The following is a 24,847-nucleotide window of genomic DNA, read 5'->3' on the forward strand; positions in this document are numbered from 1 at the left end:
AAAAAGGAACTGCCCTATCAGTTCCTTTTGTCATTTATGAAGGATGGTAATTATTTCTTTTGATTATGTCATTGTTATCGGCAGCTAAGTAAATGTCGCCCGTTTTATTATCGAAAACCATTTGCTGAACTGTTATATTCATCTTTACACCTTCATCTCGCAGGATCTGCATGCATCCTTCCAAATTATCAGGCATTGTTTTCTTTAAAAGAGCTTCAGCCCTTTCATATCTCCCACATGATGTTGCCTGGAGGATGCTGTTTGCAGAGGAGGTATTCTGAATTCCCTTATAATCATTAGTGACTACAATATAGCCAGACTGTGATGTTCTTGTGAAAAACCTATAAGGCGTCCTTTCGATAACAATTTTTTCATCTGCTGAAACTCCTGATAACAGGATCAGGCAATCACATGCAATTTTAGTACTTTCAATTTTTTGTCTGGCTTCCTGAAATGTATTAGAAGAAGTTAATACATCTCTTAATAAAAATGAGACGGGAACTGCAATTTCGGGAGCATCTCCACTCAAAACTGCATTCAGAGTAAGAGAAAACTTACCAGGACTGATACCTGACAAGGTCCCAATAAATCCAGGCCATCCAATGCTTTTAAAAAGAGTTTTTCCCTCGCGCTGAAAGTTAAAAATCCGAGTATGCTTACTTAACAGATTATTTTCAGTATGCCAATCCAGATTTCTACCATGCAACACTGATTGATTGTTACTTATAGCAAATGCTGTGTATCCAAAGTAAAATTTCAGGATATCATAATATAAATTGGCTATCAGAACCTCAGTTGAAGAAAAATTTGAAATAGAAGAAACAAACTCAATTTCTTGCAGATATTCTTCAGAAATAATGGATTTCTTAAAAAGCTCAACATTATCGAAAATAAAATCAGCTCCCTTAAAATCATTTAAATAGCAATGAAGCAGGTCATTTATAGCTTCTTTATAGTCAGTCAAAAAAGTCCAACGCTGATCAGGCTCAAGATCCAGATTGACCGTATGTTCTTGAAATTGATGATTCATAAAAAGCCCCTAATAGAATAACAAAATAGGAAATAAATTTGAATGAAATCTAAAAAAAAAGGCTGTATGAAATCATACAGCCTTTCAAAATAACAGGTACAAATATCTATTTTTCGATCTTCACGTTAACCGCGTTTGGACCTTTTTTTCCTTGACGAACCTCAAATGTTACTTTATCATTCTCACGAACTTGATCAGCTAAGCCACTAACGTGAACGAAGATTTCTTCTCCAGTTCCTTCTGTTTTAATAAACCCAAATCCTTTTGAGTTATTAAAAAATTTTACTACACCTTTTTGCATTATTAAATTGTTAAATAAATTATTGAAACTGATTGTGTTTTTAAAGTGGAATTTTACTTTTAGGACTGTAATTTAATAATACAAAAGTGCTAAAAATACTAATTCGCTTTAATATTTTGGTAAATATAAAAAGATAATTGAGATATTGCTAATTTTAAATTATTAAATTCCTCAAAATTTATTTACCTACCAGTTACTATCTCCACTGTTCTTTTTTAGGGGGGTTTTAGGACGTGCCTTATTAACTACAATTTTTCTTCCCTGAAGGTTAAAATTATTTAATCCATTGATTGCCTTCATTGAATCCCGGTCATTTAACATTTCGATAAATGCCGTTCCCATGGAAACTCCTGAATATTTGTCTTTCATTAGTCTCACTTTTTGTACTTGTCCGAATCTTTGAAAAAGATCTCTGAGTTGCTCTTCGTTCACCTCAACATTGAGGTTTCCCACGTAAATATTCATTTATGAGTAAAATAGATTTAAATAAAAACTTATCCAATCACCGTTAATCTGTTCAACACCAAAGTTTGTTTGCGGAATTCAGGTGAGTATTTACCAGACGGTTATAAAATTTCAACTCCTAAAAATTGTAAAGGTTTAAAACACCAGCTGGTATAATTATTAACCCTTAACGGATTTTTACAAGGAAAGATTACTCCCATCCAGTAATTTTTTTCAAAAAGGGTATAATTTGTTGTGACATACTTTCATGAGTATGTAAGCTGGGATGCCAATCTTCACCAAAAGGAGGTGTTTGTGGTACCAAAGCAAAAGAATAGATGTTTTTGTCACCAGCCTCTTTAACTGAATTAACCACTGATTCTACGTACCTCTTCGATTTAGTGTATAAGAATGTATTGGGTGGAAATAAATCATTCAAGCCATTTGAGGGAACACAAACAATTTTTGCTGCAGGATATAATTCACGTACTTTTTTCACAAACCATATATATTGATTCACAAATCTGGAAGAATCCAGTTTAGATTTACCCGAAAATTCCTGAAAGAAATCATTTGTACCTAAGTGAACAACTACCAAATCAGGAATATAACTGTTAAAATTCCATTTAGGAAATTTCTCATCAGGAAAAATTCTTTCATAAATCTGAGGTAAGGTTCTAATGGTATCTCCTTGAAAGTTTCTATACATACCTTTTCCTGAATAAGCTGTACACATGTATTGAGCATTAAGCTTTCGTGATACCAGATTTCCCCAGGCCAAATAATTATCTTCATTCGCACTACTGAATCCAGTATTAGGATTTCCCTCCGGAGGTGCAGGAATTACCAATGAATTCCCATATCCACAAGTATAAGAGTCACCGATGAATTCAATTTTTCTTACAGGCTTATTTCCTGGCTTTAGCAATTTGCCATTTTTACCAAGTACAAACCCTGTAAACTCTGATTTACCTACGAAACTTTCAGTTCTTTTAAATATGGAAATCTCATGAATTGTATCTTTTAAATTAGCTCCGACCTGATAAACATTTGTCCCTGGTTTACATTTCACAATTTCAACAATCCTGCCATCTACCAAAACAGTATAATAATTAGCTGATTTATCTTCATTTCCTCCAAAATCATTGAGCTCAAAACCAATGGAATTACCTATAAATCTTGCAGAAACTGTAACTCCAGGAAAGGTAAAACCAGGTTTTTTCTTATCTGAAAAATCAATTCTACCTGAATATTGAATGTAAGGATGATCTGCCCCCACTTTTATTACAGAACTATCTGCAGAAACCAACATATAAAAAGAAGCTTCATTAACCTTTACTCCACCAAACCTTGTACCGAATAAAAACCTTTTTCCCCAATAAACATCATTGATAGAAGAAATAATAACGCCTTGTGAATGAGATGCATGAATGAACTTTTCTTCACCCAGGTAGATTCCTGCATGAGTGATAAAATTCCTTGAATTGTAAGAATTGTAGAAAAAAACCAGATCCCCCTTTTCAAGACTATCTTTAAATGGGACTATATCACCATATCTTGCCTGTTCGTGTGAGGAATGAGGAAGCAAAATCCCGAACTTCTGATGGGTTACACGAACTAAACCTGAACAGTCTATACCTTTCCTGCTTGTTCCTCCCATTCTATGCGGGGTTCCTAAGAAACTGTCTGCTTCTTTTATCAATTCCTCAACGGAATAGTTTTCAGTGGAAACCTGTTTCTCAGCACCTCCCTTAAAAAAAGTTTTAAGTCCATTTCGAATCCCTGGATTATCAAAACTATTTATTAACTTCTCTACTTTTCCGCCATCCAAAAATGAAAATGAACAGCAAATGCAGAGTATTATTATTAAAAAAAGAGGACGTTTTTCAAACAGGAAAGAGAAATTCATTCAGTAATTTTTCTCGATAGATTGTTATAGTTTTTCAAAGATAAAGACAACTTTCCTATATTTATGAACACTTTAACGTTGGAAGGGCTTTTTTTTTATAAAAAATCAAATAACCGACACACTTTAAACTAATTACAATTAATCAATATTTTATAAAATGAAAAAAAGCCTTAAAATCGATTCGGTAGATATCATTCAGCTTATACCCTCAATGGGTGGTTGTATTGCTTCAGATAAAATCACAGTGGAGGGACTACCGGTTGGATTTATGTATCGTGAAGAGCCTGAAGAAGGTTGGGACAGTGGCTGGAGATTCCTGTCAGGTACTGAGACAGAAGAATATATCGATGATTCAGAGAACTCAGGTATTTATGATGTGAACACCATTGCAAACTATGATCGTGCGATCATTCCCCATTTGAATCTTCCTAACGGAACAGAACTGGAAAGAATAGAAGGGACTGATAATTTTCAGCCACTACCGCCCGATGAAGACTAAAATTCAGCAACAGTGTGAGCAAGAGCAACAAAGTTTTCCTCAAAAGACTTGCTGTTGCTCAAACTGTTGCTCCTTTCCTCTATCTATCCTGCGAAACAAGCAAAACTGTTTTTTTTATTGACTATTAACCCTAAATTGACCACCTCCTGAAAGCAAAAGGACTTTAATTCCCCATAAAAGACATGCTTTTAGCTACTTTTATGCCTACTGGCAACTCTCCACTTTTATGGTTGTATTATTTATCCACTTTTCAGAAAATTCCCTGCTCAGGATTTCCTTCAGCCTGTTTATTTCCAGTATATTTGAGGCTTTTTCAAAAAATTAAAAATGAAATTTTCAATCATTGAGATCTTCTTTGCTGTTTGATACTCTTGATTGAAATGTAACAAGTAAATAAACATGGCAAATCATATTTACGGAATTGACTTTGGTACCAGTAATTCAGTTTTAGCAATAGCTAATAAGGAAACTAAAGAAATAAAGCATGTAATAAGTGAACAATCCGTAATACATTTTACAGAGTCATCTCAGATTTCAATAGGGAAAAAAGCTGTTGAACATTATATCCAAAATAACCTTAAAGGGCGTCTTCTTAAATCTATAAAAACTCTGCTCCCTCAGGCTTCATTTACTTTCACATATATATATGGTAAAAAATATACTGCTGACGATCTTGTTTGCCTCCTTTTGAAGTCATTAAAAAAGGAAGCGGATGAATATCTGGGAGAAGATGTAACAGAAGTTATCATGGGAAGGCCTGTGGTATTTTCAGAGGATCCGGAAAAAGATCAGCTGGCAGAGAAACGGCTGCTTGCAGCAGCTAAAAAAGCAGGGTTCGAACATATATGGTTCCAGTATGAACCAATAGGAGCAGGATTTTTATATGAACAAAGTATTGAAAAACCTGAAGTAGTCCTTATTGGTGACTTCGGTGGAGGTACTTCAGACTTTACACTTATGCGCCTCGATCGCAATAATCTTAATCTTGCTGACAGAAAATCACAAATCATTAATACCGGCGGTATACACATTGGTGGTGATGATTTTGATGCGTTAATTATGTGGCATAAAATGGTCTCTTACTTTGGATATGGACTTAAATATGAATCCTTCGGAAAAATGCTGGACTTGCCGGTACATATCTATAGGAGCCTTTGCGAGTGGGAACAAATGGCATTCCTGAAAGAAGGTAAGCTAAGAAAATCTCTGGATAGCTATTACCTCTATACACAAAGAAACCCTGCTATACAAAGGCTGATGACTTTTATCGATCAGAACCTTGGATTCTCTTTGTTTCGCAAAATTGAAAAAGCTAAAATAGAACTATCTGAAAAATCATTTGCCGACATTCACTTCAGCGAAGCCGGTATTGAAATACAGGAACACCTTGAACTGAACGAATTCAATGAATTCGCCATGAAAGAGGTAATCAAAATCGAAGCATTCCTCACTGAATTTATTGAGAAGTCAGGTATACCACATAAAGAAATCAATAACATATTCTTAACAGGTGGAACTTCATCTCTTCAGGCTGTAAGAAACATCTTTTCCAATAAATTTTCAGATGATAAAATACACCGAGGAGACAACTTCAACAGTGTGGCGCAAGGACTGGCACTAAGTTATTTTTATAGAAATTAAAATGGACCTCCTCAGCAATCAAAACCTGGAAAGCTCACCTGTAGTTGCCAACAACAGAATGAACAGAGAGCGCAATGCAGTAGGCATAAACAGTTATGAGAAAGACATTTACCTATCACCTGTTGAGTTCATTAGCAAAAGCTTTAAAATCCAGAACACGTTTGCATGGCTTGACATCTGCTGTGGAAGAGGCAAAGCACTCATTCAGACAGCAAAGCATGTATCGAAACATTTCCCTTTAAAACAGATAGCTTTTACAGGAATAGATCTGATCGATATGTTTGATCCGATTCCGGACCAATGTAATTCTGTATCCCTGCATGCTCAGTCTTTTTTCAACTTTGACACAGAGCAAAAGTATGATCTTATCACTTGTGTCCATGGACTGCACTACATGGGTGATAAACTGGAAGCCATACGTAAAGCCTGTTCAATCTTAAATAGTGAAGGTTTGTTTATAGCCAACTTTGATACCAGGTGTATTAAGAGCAATGAAACTGGAAATTTTCAACAACAGCTTTCTGCCTGGTTTAAATCCAATAACATAGAATATTCTTCAAGGAAACACTTGATAAAGTTTAAAGGCACCGGAACATTTACTGTCCCATTTCAATTTGCCGGGGCCGATGACAAAGCAGGCCCCAATTATACAGGACAGGAAGCTGTGGACTCGTATTACAAATAAAAATAAAATGATTAAAAACTTTAATCTGTATTTTAAAAAATTAAACTGTCATTGTAAACCGCACTTTATCTTTACTCTGCCCTCCTATTCTCTTGTAAAACTTAATTGCCCTTTCATTAAATACAGGTGTCTGCCATTGTACATTGCAGCAACCTTTTACTTTAGCAATTTCTTTTATATGTAAAAGCATTGCCTCTCCTATTCCGAATCCACGGTAACATTCATCCAGAAAAAGGCAATCCAAATGCAAAAAGGTAGCAGCGCTCCAGGTTGAATAATCAAAGGTATAGCTGGCATAACCGACAACATTTTCATCTATCTCTACAAACAGACAATACAACGATGGCTTTTCCGCAAACAAAGCAGCTTTCAACAGTATTTCTTTATCTTGTGGATCAAAATCTGCTTTCTCATACGCAGCATGCTTTGCACATAAATCTATAAGCACAGGTAAATCTCGTTCTTCACAAGTTCTTATTCTATATTCCATACGACATGCAACTCCGTTTTCAGAAAATCTATGAAATGGGTAAAATAATCAGGTTGTTTTTTATCACTTAACACAGCGATGTAATGCTTTCTTTTCAATCCTGTCTTACCAATTTTTATCGCTTTTAAAGTTGAGGTTTTAAGATAAGGCTGAGCTGCCCATTTTGCCATAGACATGACACCCATATCCGCCTTTACCATTTCTACAGAAGCTTCAGTCAATGGAAGTGGCGTAATCTTCTTAGGCTTTACTTTAGCTGGTGCTAGAAAAAACTGATGTACCGAAACGGTTTCCAATGGAAGTGAATGAATGATCAGATGTTCATTGATGAAATCTTCTGCCTGTACATATTTCTTATCAGACCAGGGATGATTCTCTGAAACCAGCATAACCAGCTCGTCCTGAAAGAGCTCAATGTACTTAATATTTTCATCTTTAACAGGATCGCTGGTAATGGCAATGTCCAGTTCATTTGCGAGAAGTTTTTGTAATGGATAATGGGTGGCCTCCATTACAATCTTCAGGTCAACATTGGGATACAATAATTGAAATTGCTTCATTACAGAAGGCAGCCAGTGGTATCCGGAATAACATTCTGTACTGATTCTTATTTCTCCGATTTCTCCAAAAACCATTTGTTTGATGGAGTATTGAGTATCCGAAAGCTTATCAAGAATCTCGTTGGCTGCCTCATAAAGTTTTTCACCGGCTTTGGTCAGAACAAGCTTTTTATTTACCCTTAAAAATATCTTTGTTCCAAGTTGATATTCTGCCTCTTTAAGTTGATGACTCAAGGCGGACTGAGTCAGATGTAATTTAAAAATGGCTTTGGAAATACTGCCTTCTTCTACAATAGCTTTAACAAGTTTCAAATGTCGGATTTCCATCAGTGTAATATTAGGTCTACAAATTACGGAAAAAATCAATTGATGAATCCATGAAAATAATTGATCAGACAGATGAATTCTTTTCGTTTTTAACAGATCATTCAACTAGATAGCTTTGCTTTATACTTTTAAACAGCAAAACTATGAACGAACAGATTAAACACTATGCAAACAAGCTGCAATTTGAAATGGACCCTTCAGATTTGTTTGATGCTTTAAATAAGGGTGAAAAGATCATTGTAATTGATGCGAGAAAACCTATGGCCTTTGAGACAGAACATATACCCGGGGCTATTAATATTCCTCATCGCAAAATGAATGAAGAACAAACACTAAAGCTTGATAAAAACATCTTATATGTCACCTATTGTGATAGTATAGGTTGTAATGCTTCTACCAAAGGAGCGCTCAATATGGCAAAGCTTGGATTCAATGTAAAAGAATTAATAGGAGGTCTTGAATGGTGGAAAAAAGATGGCTATGCAACTAAAGGAACACAAAGTGAACCGAACGGATCAAAGGCAGAATGTTCCTGCTGATTACCGCCTCCCTTATGGCTACAAAAACCACTAAACATCAAACACTTATATAACTTTGTAATCTTTTGGAATATTCTGATTGTTATATTTATAAAACAGTTCGGATATGGGATATATCAAAACCAAAACCTCTGAAAAAGGTCAGCCGATAGAGCTATTTTACCAGGACTTGGGAGAAGGGAAACCAGTTGTACTGATTCATGGGTGGCCTTTAAGCCAGGAGATGTGGGAATACCAGGTAAATGCCCTGGTTGAAAACGGATTAAGAGTAATCACTTACGACAGACGAGGATTTGGTCAGTCTTCCAAACCTTTGAATGGCTATGATTACGATACATTTACGGATGACTTAAAGGCAGTTTTAGAAACCCTGAATCTTGAAGATGTAACACTTGTGGGATTTTCCATGGGCGGTGGAGAAGTAGTAAGATATTTCAGCAGATACGGCGGATCCAGAGTTTCTCAGGCAGTGTTGCTGGGTGCTGTTACACCATATCTGCTTAAAACAAAGGATAATCCTGATGGAGCCCATAAAGAGATTTTTACAAATGCAATCAATGTTATTAAGGAAGACAGGATTGGATTTATAGATATGTTTGGGCAGCAGTTTTTTGGAGTTACCAAAGATCACAGGCCTTTGAGCGATCCATTACTTGATTATTACAGAACACTGGCATCCTTTGCAGGACCGATACCTACACAAAAAGCTGTGAGTGCATATTCAGAAACAGACTTCAGAAAAGATTTAAAGGCTGTACATGTGCCGACGTTGATCATTCATGGTGACGCGGACACAATCGTGCCAATCGAAATCAGCAGTGATAAAACAGCTCAAATGATTCCGGATAATTACTATAAAATTTATCACGGTGCTCCGCACGGATTCTTTTATACGCACAAGGAAAAATTAAATGAAGACCTGCTTGAGTTTATATTACATCATGATCATTTTGAGCCTGTGACTGTAAAATCAGGCCGAAGATAAAACCAATTTGTATAGAACCAGAATACAATAAAAAAGCCTCCCCGACTTTTGGGGAGGCTTTTTTTTTGCATTTGGTGTAGTTTTTAACTAAAACTAAACAGCAGCTGCAGCTTTCTCTTTTACAGGAGACTCAGCACCAAGGCTGATCTGCTTCATGCTTGTCATAGCTTCCCTAAGCTCAGCACCCACAATTTCGATAGGATGGAAACGGATGATTTCGTTTACAGCAAGAAGTGTTTTGTTGTCAACACCACCTGATTTTCCTTCGTTGTAGTTTTTACCAATTACATCAGTATCAATTTTCTTCATGAAGTCAGCAAGTAATGGCTTACATGCATGATCAAACAGATAGCAACCATACTCAGCAGTATCAGAGATCACTCTGTTCATTTCGAAAAGTTTCTTACGAGCGATGGTATTTGCGATAAGTGGAGTTTCGTGTAGAGATTCATAGTATGCAGACTCTTCTTTGATACCTGATTCTGTCATTGTTTCGAATGCAAGTTCAACACCAGCTCTTACGAAAGCAACCATTAACAGACCATTATCATAGAACTCTTGCTCAGATATTTTCATTGAACCCGGAGCTGTTTTCTCAAATGCAGTCTCTCCTGTTGCAGCTCTCCATGTCAATAGATTTTTGTCGTTTTCAGCCCAGTCTTTCATCATGGTAGAAGAAAACTCTCCGCTCATAATATCGTCCTGATGTTTCTGGAATAAAGGTCTCATGATGTCTTTCAATTCCTCAGAAAGCTCGAATGCTTTAATTTTAGCAGGATTAGAAAGTCTGTCCATCATGAGAGTGATACCGCCATGTTTCAATGACTCAGTGATCACTTCCCAACCATACTGGATAAATTTAGCAGCATATCCTGGATCAATACCTTTTTCAACCATTTTGTTGAAGCCAAGGATTGAACCTGTCTGAAGAAGACCGCAAAGGATAGTTTGCTCGCCCATTAGGTCAGATTTTACTTCAGCTACGAAAGAAGACTGAAGAACACCTGCTCTGTCTCCACCTGTTGCTACTGCATAAGCTTTAGCATAATCCCATCCTTTTCCCTCCGGATCGTTCTCAGGGTGTACCGCGATAAGAGTAGGAACACCGAAACCTCTTTTATACTCTTCTCTTACTTCAGATCCTGGAGATTTAGGAGCCACCATGATTACAGTGATATCTTTTCTGATCTGCATTCCTTCTTCAACGATGTTGAAACCATGAGAATAAGAAAGTGTAGATCCTTTTTTCATCAATGGCATAACAGCTGTAACTACAGAAGTGTGTTGCTTATCTGGAGTAAGGTTGATAACAAGGTCAGCAGAAGGAATTAACTCTTCGTAAGTACCAACTTTAAATCCATTGTCAGAAGCATTTTTCCATGACTGTCTTTTCTGATCAATAGCATCTTTTCTCAGAGCATAAGCAATATCAAGACCTGAATCTCTCATGTTCAGACCCTGGTTCAAACCTTGAGCACCGCAACCTACGATTACGATTTTTTTACCTTTCAAAGCTTTTACGCCATCAGTGAATTCAGAACTGTCCATGAATTCGCAAACGCCCAATTGATTTAGTTTTTCTCTGAGCGGAAGTGTATTGAAATAATTAGCCATTTTGTTTTATTAAATATTTAAGGTTCAATATTTTTCGAGTCAAAGCCAGGATTACAGACTTTTGATCGTTACAAAGATCGCAAATCTTATGGAAAACAGATGTTAATTTTCCTCAAAGTTTAGGTACTTTTTATGGATGTGCAAAAGAAATACACTTTTATCGGGGGTGCTTAATGAATATTTCAGCGGGAAAAGATCTTTCTCCGATTAAAGTTAACTAAATATTCTGAAAAAAGCTCCTATCAAAACAAATCCCATCAATTCTAACTAATTATCAATACATTAAACCCAAAAACTAAAAAACTAAGTGAGATTTTTATTATAAGAAGATTTTCCCTTTTGAGAAAAACAATGAGACTCAAGAAGAAAACTGTGGTTAGTAATTTTTTATGGAATTCCTTTTAAAAGGCTCGTCAATGCATACATCCCATATAGATCTGAGCTGGAAATACTTTAGCAGATGGATAATCAACTTTTATAATATTAGCGAGACTGTCTGCACTCTTCTTGTTCGGATACATCATGGCAAACACAAACATCTTTGTGGTATCCGTCCTATGCTTCTCTAACTGCGCTTCATTCTTTGAAATAGAAGTATCTGTATATGCATAGCTCATTTCTATACTGACAAGATTATCTCCAATTCTTCTGAAAAAATACTCACCAGCCCATATTTCATCCTCATCGTCATCCGGCAATACGATTCCCTTCTGCGGATTATAATACCTGCCCATCGTATCGAATTTAAAACTAAGCCTCTCAGCAGTTTGCAATGCAATGCTCCTTAAACTATCATAACTATAGCCTTCTGCCACGGAGACGATATAATTTAACTCTAAATCACTTGATTCATCACTCGCTTCTATATCCTCAACATTCGTATTCAGTTGAGCTTCTGCAATGGAGGTATCTTGGATTAGAACTTCTGTAGATTTATTCTCTTCAGATATACAACTGAGAAGAGTTATTAAAGCTACTATAAAGATTAGGGTTGTCAGCTTCACATGTTACTTATTATTGTATTTCAGATTCCATTAATCACCTCACTTTTTCACATCTCTTCTTAATCACCTCCAATATCATCTCGTTAAAGTCATTCAGTATATAATCCGCCCACCATTTACTATAGAAGTTCAGATTGGTTGTTATTCTATATGTGCAGGTTAAGATCACCCTGTTTCGATCTTTACTTAGAGGCTCAATTTTATAACTTCCATTCACTACATCAAAATATTCTCCTCCAATCATCACATGTTCATCCAGAGTTATCGGAGGTATTGAATTCGGATCTACGATAATATCATAAGAGAAGCCTTCCTCCTTCTTCCAGGTCTTTATATGCTCCTGAAACTTTATCCCTTTTGCCCAGGATATACTTCTTATACCACCCACTTCTTCTTTATCAAGTCGTCCATCCAATGGTTTAGGAATACCAATTAAATGAATGAAATGTGTCTCAATTTCTTCATCATTAATATTTCTCACATTCTTAATATTATCCCACACCACTGATCTTGGCGCATTCACTTCGAGCTCAGTATTGACAGTATAAAACTGATCCGTTACCTGAATATTAGATTCTAGTAAAATCACTAAAAAGGGCAAAATAAGGCAGGAATACAAGGGAGTATTATCATCCCTGTCCTTTAATTTAATAAGCCGGAAAATAAATCCTCCTATTGAGCCCAGAATCAGAAAAGGTCCGATAATGATTATAAGACAAATCATTCCTTCAAACCCGGATATTAAAGACAACAAAGAAAAAGTTATGGCTATTCCCCATGGTAAAAGCAAATATGTTTTATAAGCTTTCAGTTGTTCCTTAGTTGAAAATAATACAGGAATGGCTCCGAATATTATAGGTAAAACAAAGATATATCCGACAGACACGCTTTTTCTCACCGACATTACAAACAGCATAACTAAAACAGCATAGGCTACTCCCGCCGTCAGTCCTATGAGTAAGGTTCTTATTCTTGAGGGTTTCATTCTAAATATTGTATTTATTTTGAAGTGAATACCATTCCATCACCTCTCTTTTAAATCCTTCATAATCTCCAGCCTCCAGGACTTTAACCTGATTGGTCGGTTCTATTCCGCATGCTCTGGTTGTGATCACCGGTATACCTTTAGATATTGCCTTTAATATCAATCTTGGCTGATGCTCTACATATGCAGGATAGACCACTAATCCGATTTCTTTGAAGTTACCATTGAATCTTTCAGTAACTATACCTTTCCAGAAGTCATCCTGTTCTGCTGCTCTTCCCGCTATAACAATCGAGAGATTCAACTCCATGGCAAGCTTCTTTACCTCATAAGCTCCTTTCCTTCCAAGAGATGATGGAAAAAGTATTTTTGTTCCTATACTTTCTGCAGGTCTAATATCCGGCAATGACCAGTCAAGCTGTATCGCTTTGTTTCTGAAGATATCAGCAATATTATGATGAGGCGTAATTATTTTATGAGACATGGTAAGAGCTCTGTTCTCCAAATCTATTATTGGCTGTGAAGCTCTGTAATCCTTTAATGTCCTGCTCTCCGGATATCTGTTGAATGCATGATCAAGTCTTTCATGGAGTTTTTCCATTGGCAACCTTGTCATTAATACATCATAGGCTCTACCACCCAAAGCTCCTGTTGTAAATAAAAAAGGTAATAGGTTCTGAGATACAACGATATGAGCCGATTCCACAGGGATCATTTGTGCTGCTCTCTCCGCTATCTTTCTATCCGCATTTAGCGTAATTTCAAAAATATTCTTTCCGGTTTTTGAAGCTATTCTCTGCTTTAAAGCTCTTAGTACTCCTGGTATCAGAGTTGAACGTACATGTTTATGATTTTTCAATGACCATGAATAACGTTCAGCATTCAACAATTTAATTCCGGCTAAAGGGAGTATATAAAAATCATTTTGAGTTGCAATGGAATTTATATAAGCATCATATTCCGGCCATTTTTCGTCAAGAATAAATGTAGTGATATTGCCTGAGCGCTTTATCGTTGGCTTGCCAGGATGCTTAAAACAGCTGGTATTTCCGCAGGAGTAGCAATCATTCAATTTATTGTAATCCCTGATGTTTTCAGAAGTCTGAGCAGATAAGTTTTTCTGTGTGCTTTTAAATCTTACTATTAACTTCTCGGAAGTTAACTCTACTTCAATTCTGAAATCATAATCCGACCTGAATCTCAGATCTACATAATTCCATTTTACCGTAGCATCTCTGTCCTGCTCTGCCAGAGAGCCTTTTATAACTCTTGTATGTCTGTGTCTCTCAACTATTTCAAAATTCGCTTTAAGAGCTGCATCATACAAGGCATTTGACATCTGACAAAGACCACCGGCAATCGTCGGGACAATACATCCTTCTCTGACCTCTCTTCCAACGACATAACCTTTACCAAAGTTAGGGTTACCGATATGCTTCCAGAAGCTGAATACTTCATTTGCTTTTACTTCAATGCCATTGAGCTTCCTTGCTGCAATTCTTATATTTTCAATCTTTCCTGCAGTCAGAATCCAGTTATCGTCATTATCATAAGGATTCCAGAGATCGCTCTCAGACAGCGCGATTACCGGAAGCGCTACAAGTTTCTGAGCATCTTTATAAACTTTGAGGTTTGAGAATAGATTTTCTGTCAAACGTTTAGCTGTCAGCAAAGCAGATTTCACCCTGAACTTTGTATCCTGAATAAAGCTGTGCTTCTCTGTGAGTATTTGTCTGGTTGTATTCAATGCAACTTATTTAAACTTAAAAACAAAACCTGTTGTCGCAAGACATAAAAGTAAAAACGGACCTAAAAGTACAATGCCTCCGGACAAACTATCGCCCGCTATCCCAATTGCAAAAGATAGCCATGCTCCGGACATAATGATCTGAGCCAGCTCTAACAATGGCATTCGCTTTTGCTTTTTGTTTATTATATAAAAAGAGAAAAGCTGAAACAGTGCAGAAAATATAAGTATGGGACCAAAGAATATCAACAAAGCTCCTGCATTACAAGAGCCTCCCATCTGAGTACTGAGCGCTATTATTGAAAAAAAGCTATAGATGACAACTATCGCAAAAACAGTGTAGTAAAGTTTGGAATGTTTGGTATTCATTAATTAAAACTTTCTTATCAAAATTCTGGAGGTCTATATTATGAAACTTACTTCGTTTAATATAATCATAATACCTGCCACCTCCTAGTTCCTACTCCATACTGCATTTACAAATATGAAGTTTTTACTTTTTCCGCTTTAATTTAGTTTCTTCCATTCCATTTCCTATCATTTTATTTTACAGCCTCTTATGTCCTATCTCCAAATCCTCAAAGCAGACCAAAATCCTCTTCGTCAATCCCCAAAACTATTTCACCGAATTGCGCTAACTTTTTTAGCAATTGACCGTTTTTTTAATAATATTTGACAATAAAATTAGTAAAAATGTATTTAAACTGTCATAGCTTCTATTCGATGAGGTACGGGACGCTTTCCGTAAAAGAGCTGGTGGAAGAAGCCTGTGAAAAACGTGCTGATGTTCTTGCACTTACCGACATCAATAATACCTCCGCCACTTTTGAATTTGTCAGAACCTGTCAGGAAAAAGGAATTAAACCGATTGTCGGAATCGAATTCCGAAATGGAGATGAACTGCTTTTCATTGGAATAGCGAAAAACAACGAAGGTTTTAGAGAACTTAACAAGCTGCTTTCCATTCACAACATGCGCAAAAAGGCATTACCCGCCCATGCCCCTGAAATGAATGACGCCTATATTATATACCCTCTGGGCAAAAAAGAACCTGAAGCTCTGAGAGATAACGAATGGCTTGGAATCCGCATTCCGGAACTCAGCCGTATTCCCTTCTCTGACCTGAACAAGCAACAGCATAAAATGGTGATGCTCCATCCTGTTACTTTCAAAAGCAAGCAAGGATACAATCTGCACAGACTGCTCAGGGCCGTCAGCAAAAACACGCTATTGAGCAAGCTTACGATGGAAGAACAGGCCATGCAGGATGAGATCATGCTGCATGCTGATCAACTGTTTGGGGCTTATGGCCGCTTCCAGAAAATCATCAAAAATACGATGGATCTGGCGGACTCCTGCTCTATTTATTTTGATGGTGAAAATAAAAGCCGTAAAACCTTCACTGGCAACCTTTATGACGACAAACTCCTGCTCGAGAAACTAGCTCTGGATGGTCTCAAACACCGCTATCGAAGGAATAATAAAGCTGCTCAGGAACGTGTAAAGAAAGAACTGGAGGTTATTGACCGTCTGGGCTTTAATGCTTACTTCCTGATCACCTGGGACATCCTGCGTTATGCCAAGAACAGAAACTTCAGCTTCGTGGGTCGTGGCAGCGGGGCCAATAGTATCATCGCTTATTGTCTGGGCATCACGGAAGTAGATCCTATTGAACTTGATCTTTATTTCGAGCGCTTCCTCAACCCTCACCGTACCTCTCCGCCCGACTTTGATATCGACTTCTCCTGGAGAGATCGCGATGATGTTACGGACTATGTATTCAAAAGGTATGGTAATGAGCATACTGCATTACTTGCAACTTACAGTACTTTCCGGGGCAAATCCATTATAAGAGAACTCGGCAAAGTTTTCGGATTGCCCAAACCTGAGATAGATAACATTCTCACCCTGCACGATCCTTCCAAACTGAAAGATAAAGATCAGATCGTGAAGACGATGTTTCATTATGGAAAACTCATGGAAGATTTCCCCAATTACCTTTCCATACATGCCGGAGGAATTCTTATTTCAGAAAAGGAAATCAATTATTATACAGCTACAGATCTTCCACCCAAGAACTTCCCTATTACACACTTCGATATGTGGGCAGCAGAAGATATGGGACTACATAAATATGACATCCTCAGTCAGCGTGGATTGGGCCATATTAAAGATGCCATTTCTCTTGTAAAGCAAAACACGGGACAGACAGTTGATATCAATTTTGAAAAGATCAAGGAAGATCCTCAGGTAAGAGATAATATAAAGACAGGTAATACAATAGGTTGCTTCTACATAGAATCTCCCGCTATGAGAATGCTGCTTAAAAAGCTTCGCTGTCAGGATTATAAAACGCTGGTTGCTGCTTCTTCCATCATTCGCCCCGGCGTGGCACAATCAGGTATGATGAATGAATATATCAAACGCTTTCATCAGCCGGAGGCTATTCAATACCTGCATCCTCTTATGGAAGAGATGCTGAAGGAAACTTTCGGCGTGATGGTATATCAGGAAGATGTGATCAAAGTGGCGCACTACATTGCCGGCCTTGACCTCGGAGAAGCCGATCTGCTCAGAAGGGCTATGTCGGGCAAATACAAGGGCAAGGAAGAGATGGATAAAGTAAAGCGCAACTTTATCAACTCCTGCAGAAAACAAGGTCACCCTGATGATTTCTCCAACGAGCTCTGGAGACAAATACAGAGCTTTTCCGGCTATAGCTTCTGCAAAGCCCACTCTGCAAGCTTTGCTGTGGAAAGCTATGAAAGCCTTTACCTTAAAACATATTACCCGAAGGAATTCATGACTGCGGTAATCAACAACTTCGGGGGATTTTATTCTACTGAGTTCTATTTCCACGAAGCCCGCATGTCGGGTGCGGAGACTGAGCCTCCTTGTGTAAACAACAGCGACTATTATACAACCATTTCAGGAAATAAGATCTATACAGGGTTTATTCATCTTCGGGATTTTGAGCAAAAGATCGGTGAAGCTATTCCGCTTGAACGGGAGACAAACGGTCCTTACAGAGATCTCTATGATTTTATAAAACGCATTCCTCTGTCTCTGGAACAACTCAATATTCTGATTCGTATAGGATCGTTTCGTTTTACAGGTAAAACGAAAAAAGTCCTGCTTATGGATGCTGCATTGCATTTCAGCAAGAGCAAAAGCAAAGTCCCCGGCCCCGAACTGTTTCAGCTTGAACGGAAAGAACTCGTGCTTCCTCCCCTGAGCAGCTTCAGCTATGAAGATGCTTTTGATCAGTTTGAGATACTGGGCTTTCCATTGTGCATGCCATTTGATCTTTTGCCTCAAAGTTATACAGGAGATATTTCCGCAGATGAAATGCTGCAGCATACCGGCAAGCAAGTATCGATGCTAGGCTATTTTATTGCAACCAAAGACTTGTATACTGTCAGAAATGAGCTGATGTCTTTTATGCACTTTATAGACAAGAAAGGCAAAAGCCTTGACACCATACATTTCCCTCCTTCCCTGCAAAGATATCCGCTCAAAGGGCAAGGCTTCTACATGCTGAAAGGCAAGGTAACAGTGGAGTTCGGCTATCCGAGCCTTGAAGTAAATTATATGCAAAAACTACCCATGGTAAAAAAGGAGGTAATACGTGAACATCAATGATCCTAACAGAACCATCGTACACATGGACCTGGATTCCTTCTTTGTCTCAGTGGAGTGCAAGGAAAATAAAGAACTTAAAGGAAAGCCTGTCATCATAGGCGGTTCGGGGGACCGGGGCGTTGTAGCTTCATGTTCTTATGAAGCAAGAAAATTCGGTGTACACTCTGCGATGAGCAGTAAGATGGCCAGAAGGCTTTGTCCTCAGGCTATATGGATACGCGGAGACATGGAAAAGTATAGCAGATACTCCAATGAGATTACAGAAATCATTGCAGAAAGTGCTCCTGTTCTTGAGAAAGCCTCTGTAGATGAGTTTTACCTTGATGTATCCGGCATGGACCGCTTCTTCGGCTGCTACAAGTGGACAACAGAACTGAAGCAACGTATCATGAAGCAATCCGGGCTGCCGATTTCTTTTGGTTTGTCTGTTAATAAAACTATTTCCAAAATAGCCACTGGAGAAGGCAAGCCCAACGGGGCTAAAGAAGTACCCTCCGGTACTGAGAAGGGCTTCATCGCTCCTATGCCTGTTTCCAAGATACCCATGGTAGGTGAAAAAACAACGCAATACCTCAACAGTCTTGGCATCGTAGATGTGAAAACATTAAGCAATATGCCACTGGAAGTAATGCAGTCTCTTCTGGGAAAGAATGGAATCGTGCTGTGGCAGAGGGCCAATGCCATAGACCATACACCTGTAGAGCCTTACTCCGAACGTAAATCTGTATCTACTGAAACTACATTTGAAGCAGACACGATTGATGTAAAGATGATCCGTTCTATTATTCTTAAAATGGTGGAAGAACTTTGCTTCAGCCTGAGGAAGGAAGGCTGGCTTACTGGCTGCATCACCTTGAAGCTTCGCTATTCCAACTTCGATACCTGTACTAAACAGAAAAGCATCCCTTACACTGCTTCCGACGAAGTGCTGATGCAACATATAAAAGAATTGTTTGACAGCCTCTACAACCGCAGAATGCTGATCAGGCTGGTAGGTGTACGCCTGAGTCATCTGGTACACGGGAATTATCAGATAAGTCTTTTTGAAGATTCAGCAAAGAAAATCAACTTGTATCAGGCAATGGATAAGATCCGGTATAAATTTGGTGAAGATAAGGTGGGACGGGCGGTTTAAATTAGAGAGACGCCATGCATGGCGCCTCTACAAATTGTGATTACAACAAAAACACATAACATAACAAATCAATAACGGAATGATGTGTATAAAAAAATCGCAGGTCCGCACCGTAAAAAAAGAGAGACGCCAGACATGGCGTCTCTACAGTATTTATTCAACTATAAATCTTTGGAAACTTACACCATTCTCTGGAGTCTCAATTTTAATGATATAAAACCCTGGCTGAATAACTGATTTTAAATTAAACTGATTATCGTTGCTTTGTGCTGAATGATATAATTCCTGTCCTTTAAGATCTAAAACAGTAATTGTAGCAGCATTCAGATTTTGTCCATCTTTTACAGACAATCTGAAATTACCGTTATTCGGATTCGGATTGATCTGGAACGAACTTCCTAAAAACTCTTTTTCAGTAGAACCATCTATAGACGTTAAAGCAGTACAAGTGGTATTTGCTGAGAATCCGGAATAATTACTACTACCATCACTATGGAAAAATAAGGTAAGAGAGCCATCTGCTGCAGTAGAGGTTATATCTGCAGGCATAGTGTTGCCAGTTAATTTTTTAATTAAAGAAGCTGCCACATTCGAGTTTCCATTATAAACGCTTAAATAATCGTAACTGCCTTCTGTAGAAAACTCAGTAAACGAAAGCGTAACCTTTTGCCCAGCCTGCTCAGGATAAATAGTCAGTTGATCATCTGAGTTTGCCTGATAACTTCCTAAAAATCCATTATCTGTAATAACCTTATTACAAGTTGTGATGGAGTTAGTTTGCTTGTATTTTAATTTATATATATTAGTTGTATCCAGACAGCTTGCAATCATCTCAAAGCCTTTATTCTGATTATAATCATCACTGACAAATTTTACAATGATACTACCATCTTTAGATGAAGACACATACGATGCCGGGAGGCTAGAAGCATCGATATGATATAACTGGCCTATGACAGCCTTGTTATCCGGATTTATAAATTGTATATAATCATTAAATGCAAAAAGGCCAAAATTTGTTTTTTTCAAAGTTATCTGAACTATTGAATTCGGCTCCCCAGGAAAAATTCTTATTGTACTGTTAATGTTTGGAGAATAATTAGCCGCTTCATCTCCATCATCTAATATTTGTGCGTTACACGTTCTTAACGAATCATTCCTATTTGTCATTAGAACTTTTTCTGCATAGAAGATAAGAGGCTGAAGCTGGCTCCAGACAACTTGTTTCACTATTGTATTATTCAGACTGCCCTGATCTGCGGGAACATTGGTCTCTATTGTAACAGATACATAAAAAGGACTATTAAGATCAAGAGACGTTGGCAATGTTAATGAGTTATCAAATACCATTGGTATTGATACTTTCTTAAATTCTTTGTTATCATAAATTTTCTCTACTAGTGGTGTAGCCAGGTTTGCTTCTGTTGAGGCTAACCTGATCACATATCTGAACGAAGAGAAAGGTGAATCACTTGGGTTAATGATTGCGGTCTTTATGTTTAAAACGCCGCTCTTGTCTGAGGTTCCAAGGCCAACCGACAGCATGGCCAGGTCAGGATTTCTGTTTCCGATAATGACTTCATAGGCTTTAACATTATTCACCTTATCTTCATCTCCAGTCTGGTTGTCAGGGTCTACAGTCATAATAAAATAACATTTACCCGCAGGAAAATTCATTGCAGATGTCACCAGAACATCGTATACAGCTTTCCCGAATGAACCTGTTGTCGGAGTAGTATTTACTGACGAGGAGGCTAAAAAAGCATCTCCATTATCCAGTATTGCATCTTTAGATAAATAGAAATTACATTTAATAGTCATTGAAGGTTGTGTTTCACCCACGTGTGTAAATAAAGAAGCGCCCCAATCCATATCAAATGCCTCACCGGGATAAATGACGTCTGGTATATCAGAGTAAACACTTCCTATATCAAAAGCAAAAGTGGAGTAAAATGAAAGAGAAAGGCAAAGAGCCAGTAGTAGTTTTTTCATGGGACTTAAATGTTTATTCTTGTTGATTTAGGAAACCACCCCAAAAATATTCACGATCAGCCTCTGAAGTCAATAGCCAATATTAGTCATTTTTATCAATTCAACACGTTGCAGATATTGGGATTTACAAATTCTATAAATCTTTAAACCTTTAAAAATGAGAACAATCAGTATTCTTATCAAACAACAACAAATCCTATTATCAGATATAATGTATTATTAACCATTTGCTTAACAAATTTTCAATGAAAGAGGAACTTGAGATAAAGACCACTGCTGGTTCAAGCGTCCTCGCTTGGACCTATTATTTTTAAGCGGACGCTTAAATTCTATAATATGCTTTTACTTATTGTGATATTTCAAGCGGATGCTTGATAATTTTGGGTCCAAGCGGGGACGCTTGAACCAGCGTAGAGGATCAACCTATCAGACGAATAGATAAAATCAAGTATAAGCGGTTTAAAAAAGCTGTATGCCAATTGAGCATTTTGATTATTTGGTAAAATACGATAAATTGGTCAGTGTATATGCTTATGTTATTTTACAAATTTTAGTAATACTAATTCAATGATAAAATCCTTTTTTAAAACTTTTACATGGGAATACACTGAGAATAAATTTTTCAGCATTTTGGGTTTTACCCTTAGCCTATTGGGATATGCTAATATAGATAAAGTAGTATTACCTTCTTTAGGTAACTGGAAATTAATAATTATTCCAATTGCTATATTTATTCCATTTTTTTTAATAAAGCTAATTTTATGGTTTGTATTTTTAAATAGGGTAAAAATTGATTCAAGTAGAGCTGAGCATGATCAGAAACTATACGATATTATACAAGGATGTAAATATAGATTATGGTCTGTAAGCATCGCTGGTAGATCTTTAATAAAATTAGATAGCAATAAGAGTCTTTTTAATAACTTAATTGCCCAAAATGTAGATATAAGAATTTTATCTCTTGATCCTAACAGTCAATTTACAATATATAGAGAGCACTCGGAAGATGATGATGAAACAGGAAGGATAAAACAAAGAATTAAAGATTCATTAACATTTTGGAATGAAATATCCAGAAAGGTCGACAAGAAACTAAAGGGTAATTTTGAATTTAAAGTGCATCAAAATGGTGAATTAAATCAATCAATATTAATTGCGGACAACAAAATTTTCGTTGTACCTTATCTTTATAAGGAACTAGGAGAACACTCTCCTGTTATATACATTGATAAAAACTCACAGCCCAAAATATTTGCTAAATTTGAACAAACATTTAAAAGCCTTTGGTTTGATGGGGTAACTCCTGATAGTTCAATGTTCCATCAAAAAACTAACAAAGCAAAATTTGATTATGGAAAATAATGACATTAAAGCTATAGCTCTTTTAGCTCCTTTTAATTCATCTAATGAGCTATTATTGATCCAAAGAAATAAATCTCCACGAAAAGGATACTATAGCTTTGTCGGAGGTCATGCTCATACTTCTGAAAATTTATATGATGCTGTAAAACGCGAAGTTAAGGAAGAGTTAAAATGCGATATTGAATTCGACACTAATAGAATTATAAGAGTAAAGGGTAAAGATAATGTTAGCACAACTGATGATTTCTTTTTTGATGTCGGAGACTTTAGAATGTCCAATATTAAAGGAATGCATATTGAAACTATTATTCTAAGTCCTGATGAAATTGCCTATAATGATATAGAGCATACTAACTATAATCTTTTTAATGGTAAGCTTTTAGGAAAACCAAAAAATTCAAATGAAGTAAAATCTTTCAGATTTGAAAAGTTATCTAATTGGATTAACCTTATAGAAACAGGAACTATAAAGATTCAACCAATTGATTATTTATTATTAAGATTGTTGGCAAATGAAAGAACAGAATAACGATTGTATTTTTTGTAATATCTATAAGAATCATTTAGAAGATATATTATTTGAAGACTCTAACTCCTTTGTAATTTTTGACAAAAATCCCTTTAACCAAGGACATCTATTAATTATTTCTAAACACCACCTGTTCGACGTTTTTACTTCAGAACAAACATCTCTCGAACTTTTTAAACTCGTCATCAAACTTGCCCAAAAGATAAAAACATATGATAAATGTACAGGAATCAATATTTATCAAAACAACAATCCAAATTCACCTACCCATATAAATCATCTTCACTTTCACCTAGTCCCGACCTTTAAGAGCGATGGATTTAAAGTAAAAACTTTTAGCAAAATGAATCAAGATCAAAATGCACTTGAAAAAAACATAATAGAATTGCTAAATATCAAATTCAATATTCACAAAGAAGGTATTACCCTTGAAGATTTTGTAAAAACTTCATATATGGTAAATGAAAATATTGAAAATATAAAAACATATATGAGTAGAAAATCAAAGGTTTCAATGGAAGAAGTTAATGATTGGCATGAAAGATATTTAAATAAAAAGGACCTCGTTGTTCTAGCCCGAAATAACAAAGGAGAGTTTATTGGATCTTCTCATATTAAGAGATATATTCAAAGTAAATCTCATAGTGGAAAGTTAAGTATTTTGGTAGACCATTGTCATCGTGGAATGGGAGTAGGTGAATCTTTATATAAAAATATAGAAGAAATATGTATTAAAAATAGCTTATTTAGAATTGAAGCGGAACCTTCAGTAAACAATCTTTCAGCGATTACTTTTCTACAAAAAAATGGTTTTAGAATAGAAGGAATTCAACACGCTAAATTAAAGATCGGACAAGACAATTATCAAGATTGTTTCTTAATGGCCAAGATAATATGCAAATAATTGGTTTAGTAGGATTGACTTGTAGCGGGAAGACTACAGCACTTAATTATTTTAAAAGTAACAATTGGATAACCATTGATCTTGGCGATATAATACGAGAAACATATTATACATCTCAATCAAACGAAAATATTTTTGAATGGACAATTAAAACTCACAACCTTTACGGCAATAGCTGGAGTCTTCTTAAAGCAATTGATAGAATTCGAATTCAGGACAATACCAAACTGGTTTTTTCAGGTATTCGATTTGAAGAACAATTAAAAATACTAAGATTAATTGATAAAGATTTTAGTTTAATAAACATTTTAGCAGAAAAAGAAATGCGGTTCCAAAGATTCAAAAACCGTAATAGAGGAGATTCTGGCGTAAGTAGAGATGACTTTGAAATGAAAGACTTTATTGAACTGAATAAATACCACATAAAAAGTATTATACCAAAATGTAACTTGGAAATTTTTAATAATGGAAATCTTAAGGATTTTGAAAAAGAATTATTGGGTAAAATTAAATAATTCGCCCT

23 protein-coding genes are annotated in these 24,847 nt (G+C 36.5%); 11 read left to right on the forward strand and 12 right to left on the reverse strand.

From position 1 onward, the window contains the following. Positions 1-34 precede the first annotated feature (34 nt). From K350_RS0114445 to K350_RS32025, 4 genes are all read right to left on the reverse strand, one after another. Complete coding sequence (locus tag K350_RS0114445; protein ID WP_028980521.1) at positions 35-1,030, reverse strand: C45 family autoproteolytic acyltransferase/hydrolase; 996 nt, start codon at positions 1,028-1,030, stop codon at positions 35-37. Between the two features lie 106 nt (positions 1,031-1,136). After that, on the reverse strand, positions 1,137-1,331 hold the full coding sequence (locus tag K350_RS0114450; RefSeq protein WP_028980522.1) for a cold-shock protein: 195 nt from the start codon (positions 1,329-1,331) through the stop codon (positions 1,137-1,139). A 186-nt stretch (positions 1,332-1,517) separates the two neighbouring features. Then, complete coding sequence (locus K350_RS0114455; RefSeq protein ID WP_028980523.1) at positions 1,518-1,796, reverse strand: RNA recognition motif domain-containing protein; 279 nt, start codon at positions 1,794-1,796, stop codon at positions 1,518-1,520. A 190-nt stretch (positions 1,797-1,986) separates the two neighbouring features. Further along, positions 1,987-3,684, reverse strand: coding sequence for an NlpC/P60 family protein (locus tag K350_RS32025; RefSeq protein WP_081671012.1), 1,698 nt, complete (start codon positions 3,682-3,684; stop codon positions 1,987-1,989). Between the two features lie 157 nt (positions 3,685-3,841). Here K350_RS32025 and K350_RS0114470 point away from each other — a divergent pair, with 157 nt between their 5' ends. The 3 genes from K350_RS0114470 to K350_RS0114485 all read left to right on the forward strand — a co-directional run bounded on the left by K350_RS0114470 (position 3,842) and on the right by K350_RS0114485 (position 6,509). Then, positions 3,842-4,183 (forward strand): DUF2185 domain-containing protein, encoded by a 342-nt coding sequence (locus tag K350_RS0114470; protein ID WP_028980524.1) that lies wholly within the window; start codon positions 3,842-3,844, stop codon positions 4,181-4,183. 399 nt (positions 4,184-4,582) lie between these two features. Continuing rightward, entirely contained in the window at positions 4,583-5,824 is a 1,242-nt protein-coding gene (locus K350_RS0114480; RefSeq protein WP_028980525.1) for an Hsp70 family protein, read from the forward strand. Position 5,825: 1 nt separating this feature from the next. Then, on the forward strand, positions 5,826-6,509 hold the full coding sequence (locus tag K350_RS0114485) for a methyltransferase domain-containing protein (protein ID WP_037575742.1): 684 nt from the start codon (positions 5,826-5,828) through the stop codon (positions 6,507-6,509). Between the two features lie 40 nt (positions 6,510-6,549). Here K350_RS0114485 and K350_RS0114490 read toward each other — a convergent pair whose 3' ends face one another. Both K350_RS0114490 and K350_RS0114495 read right to left on the reverse strand, forming a co-directional pair. After that, a complete protein-coding gene (locus K350_RS0114490) occupies positions 6,550-6,999 on the reverse strand; it encodes a GNAT family N-acetyltransferase (protein ID WP_028980527.1) in 450 nt (149 codons plus the stop codon). Next, a complete protein-coding gene (locus K350_RS0114495; protein ID WP_028980528.1) occupies positions 6,984-7,886 on the reverse strand; it encodes a LysR family transcriptional regulator in 903 nt (300 codons plus the stop codon). Before K350_RS0114495 ends, K350_RS0114490 begins: the two co-directional genes overlap by 16 nt. Before the next feature lie 143 nt (positions 7,887-8,029). On the opposite strand from K350_RS0114495, the gene K350_RS0114500 reads away from it, so the two are divergent. Beyond that, positions 8,030-8,425, forward strand: coding sequence for a rhodanese-like domain-containing protein (locus K350_RS0114500; RefSeq protein ID WP_028980529.1), 396 nt, complete (start codon positions 8,030-8,032; stop codon positions 8,423-8,425). Positions 8,426-8,531: 106 nt separating this feature from the next. Further along, on the forward strand, positions 8,532-9,410 hold the full coding sequence (locus tag K350_RS28870) for an alpha/beta fold hydrolase (protein ID WP_037575745.1): 879 nt from the start codon (positions 8,532-8,534) through the stop codon (positions 9,408-9,410). Positions 9,411-9,503: 93 nt separating this feature from the next. Here K350_RS28870 and ilvC read toward each other — a convergent pair whose 3' ends face one another. The 5 genes from ilvC to K350_RS28880 form a co-directional block, all read right to left on the reverse strand. Then, positions 9,504-11,024, reverse strand: a complete 1,521-nt coding sequence (ilvC, locus tag K350_RS28875; RefSeq protein WP_051313153.1) for a ketol-acid reductoisomerase — start codon at positions 11,022-11,024, stop codon at positions 9,504-9,506. 413 nt (positions 11,025-11,437) lie between these two features. Continuing rightward, a complete protein-coding gene (locus tag K350_RS0114515) occupies positions 11,438-12,028 on the reverse strand; it encodes a hypothetical protein (protein ID WP_028980530.1) in 591 nt (196 codons plus the stop codon). A 34-nt stretch (positions 12,029-12,062) separates the two neighbouring features. Next, positions 12,063-13,013 (reverse strand): SRPBCC family protein, encoded by a 951-nt coding sequence (locus tag K350_RS0114520; protein ID WP_028980531.1) that lies wholly within the window; start codon positions 13,011-13,013, stop codon positions 12,063-12,065. Position 13,014: 1 nt separating this feature from the next. Continuing rightward, positions 13,015-14,760 carry a VanW family protein gene (locus K350_RS0114525; protein WP_028980532.1) on the reverse strand — a complete coding sequence of 582 codons (1,746 nt, stop codon included), beginning with the start codon at positions 14,758-14,760 and terminating at the stop codon, positions 13,015-13,017. A 6-nt stretch (positions 14,761-14,766) separates the two neighbouring features. Continuing rightward, entirely contained in the window at positions 14,767-15,129 is a 363-nt protein-coding gene (locus K350_RS28880) for a hypothetical protein (RefSeq protein WP_028980533.1), read from the reverse strand. A gap of 324 nt (positions 15,130-15,453) precedes the next feature. Between K350_RS28880 and K350_RS28885 the strand changes: the two genes are divergently transcribed. Continuing rightward, the gene (locus K350_RS28885) at positions 15,454-18,402 is read left to right on the forward strand and encodes a DNA polymerase III subunit alpha (protein ID WP_037575751.1); all 2,949 of its coding nucleotides are present in this window, start codon (positions 15,454-15,456) and stop codon (positions 18,400-18,402) included. Next, positions 18,389-19,537, forward strand: coding sequence for a DNA polymerase IV (dinB, locus tag K350_RS0114540; RefSeq protein ID WP_028980534.1), 1,149 nt, complete (start codon positions 18,389-18,391; stop codon positions 19,535-19,537). The genes K350_RS28885 and dinB overlap by 14 nt, the downstream gene beginning before the upstream one ends. A 153-nt stretch (positions 19,538-19,690) precedes the next feature. On the opposite strand, the gene K350_RS0114545 is transcribed toward dinB, so the two are convergent. Beyond that, positions 19,691-21,529: a CUB domain-containing protein gene (locus K350_RS0114545; RefSeq protein ID WP_028980535.1), complete on the reverse strand. Its 1,839-nt coding sequence runs from the start codon at positions 21,527-21,529 to the stop codon at positions 19,691-19,693. Positions 21,530-22,096: 567 nt separating this feature from the next. On the opposite strand from K350_RS0114545, the gene K350_RS0114550 reads away from it, so the two are divergent. From K350_RS0114550 to K350_RS0114565, 4 genes are read left to right on the forward strand one after another with little or no spacing between them, the layout of a single operon-like run. Then, positions 22,097-22,891 (forward strand): hypothetical protein, encoded by a 795-nt coding sequence (locus tag K350_RS0114550; protein WP_028980536.1) that lies wholly within the window; start codon positions 22,097-22,099, stop codon positions 22,889-22,891. Further along, complete coding sequence (locus tag K350_RS31285) at positions 22,881-23,420, forward strand: NUDIX hydrolase (RefSeq protein ID WP_051313154.1); 540 nt, start codon at positions 22,881-22,883, stop codon at positions 23,418-23,420. Before K350_RS0114550 ends, K350_RS31285 begins: the two co-directional genes overlap by 11 nt. Further along, entirely contained in the window at positions 23,404-24,324 is a 921-nt protein-coding gene (locus K350_RS0114560; protein ID WP_028980537.1) for a GNAT family N-acetyltransferase, read from the forward strand. The genes K350_RS31285 and K350_RS0114560 overlap by 17 nt, the downstream gene beginning before the upstream one ends. After that, positions 24,315-24,839, forward strand: coding sequence for a nucleoside/nucleotide kinase family protein (locus K350_RS0114565; protein WP_028980538.1), 525 nt, complete (start codon positions 24,315-24,317; stop codon positions 24,837-24,839). Before K350_RS0114560 ends, K350_RS0114565 begins: the two co-directional genes overlap by 10 nt. Positions 24,840-24,847: the final 8 nt, after the last annotated feature.

The organism is Sporocytophaga myxococcoides DSM 11118, assembly GCF_000426725.1.
Classification (GTDB): Bacteria; Bacteroidota; Bacteroidia; order Cytophagales; family Cytophagaceae; genus Sporocytophaga; species Sporocytophaga myxococcoides.

Coding starts and splice junctions, on each gene's coding strand:
- K350_RS0114520 (WP_028980531.1), bottom strand. CDS start 13,013: ATGAAACCCTCAAGAATAAGAACCTTACTCATAGGACTGACGGCGGGA.
- K350_RS0114500 (WP_028980529.1), top strand. CDS start 8,030: ATGAACGAACAGATTAAACACTATGCAAACAAGCTGCAATTTGAAATG.
- K350_RS0114455 (WP_028980523.1), bottom strand. CDS start 1,796: ATGAATATTTACGTGGGAAACCTCAATGTTGAGGTGAACGAAGAGCAA.
- K350_RS0114545 (WP_028980535.1), bottom strand. CDS start 21,529: ATGAAAAAACTACTACTGGCTCTTTGCCTTTCTCTTTCATTTTACTCC.
- K350_RS0114560 (WP_028980537.1), top strand. CDS start 23,404: ATGAAAGAACAGAATAACGATTGTATTTTTTGTAATATCTATAAGAAT.
- K350_RS28880 (WP_028980533.1), bottom strand. CDS start 15,129: ATGAATACCAAACATTCCAAACTTTACTACACTGTTTTTGCGATAGTT.
- K350_RS28870 (WP_037575745.1), top strand. CDS start 8,532: ATGGGATATATCAAAACCAAAACCTCTGAAAAAGGTCAGCCGATAGAG.
- ilvC (WP_051313153.1), bottom strand. CDS start 11,024: ATGGCTAATTATTTCAATACACTTCCGCTCAGAGAAAAACTAAATCAA.
- K350_RS0114480 (WP_028980525.1), top strand. CDS start 4,583: ATGGCAAATCATATTTACGGAATTGACTTTGGTACCAGTAATTCAGTT.
- K350_RS0114565 (WP_028980538.1), top strand. CDS start 24,315: ATGCAAATAATTGGTTTAGTAGGATTGACTTGTAGCGGGAAGACTACA.
- K350_RS0114550 (WP_028980536.1), top strand. CDS start 22,097: ATGATAAAATCCTTTTTTAAAACTTTTACATGGGAATACACTGAGAAT.
- K350_RS32025 (WP_081671012.1), bottom strand. CDS start 3,684: ATGAATTTCTCTTTCCTGTTTGAAAAACGTCCTCTTTTTTTAATAATA.
- K350_RS0114445 (WP_028980521.1), bottom strand. CDS start 1,030: ATGAATCATCAATTTCAAGAACATACGGTCAATCTGGATCTTGAGCCT.
- K350_RS0114490 (WP_028980527.1), bottom strand. CDS start 6,999: ATGGAATATAGAATAAGAACTTGTGAAGAACGAGATTTACCTGTGCTT.
- K350_RS0114495 (WP_028980528.1), bottom strand. CDS start 7,886: ATGGAAATCCGACATTTGAAACTTGTTAAAGCTATTGTAGAAGAAGGC.
- K350_RS0114450 (WP_028980522.1), bottom strand. CDS start 1,331: ATGCAAAAAGGTGTAGTAAAATTTTTTAATAACTCAAAAGGATTTGGG.
- K350_RS28885 (WP_037575751.1), top strand. CDS start 15,454: ATGTATTTAAACTGTCATAGCTTCTATTCGATGAGGTACGGGACGCTT.
- K350_RS0114470 (WP_028980524.1), top strand. CDS start 3,842: ATGAAAAAAAGCCTTAAAATCGATTCGGTAGATATCATTCAGCTTATA.
- K350_RS31285 (WP_051313154.1), top strand. CDS start 22,881: ATGGAAAATAATGACATTAAAGCTATAGCTCTTTTAGCTCCTTTTAAT.
- K350_RS0114485 (WP_037575742.1), top strand. CDS start 5,826: ATGGACCTCCTCAGCAATCAAAACCTGGAAAGCTCACCTGTAGTTGCC.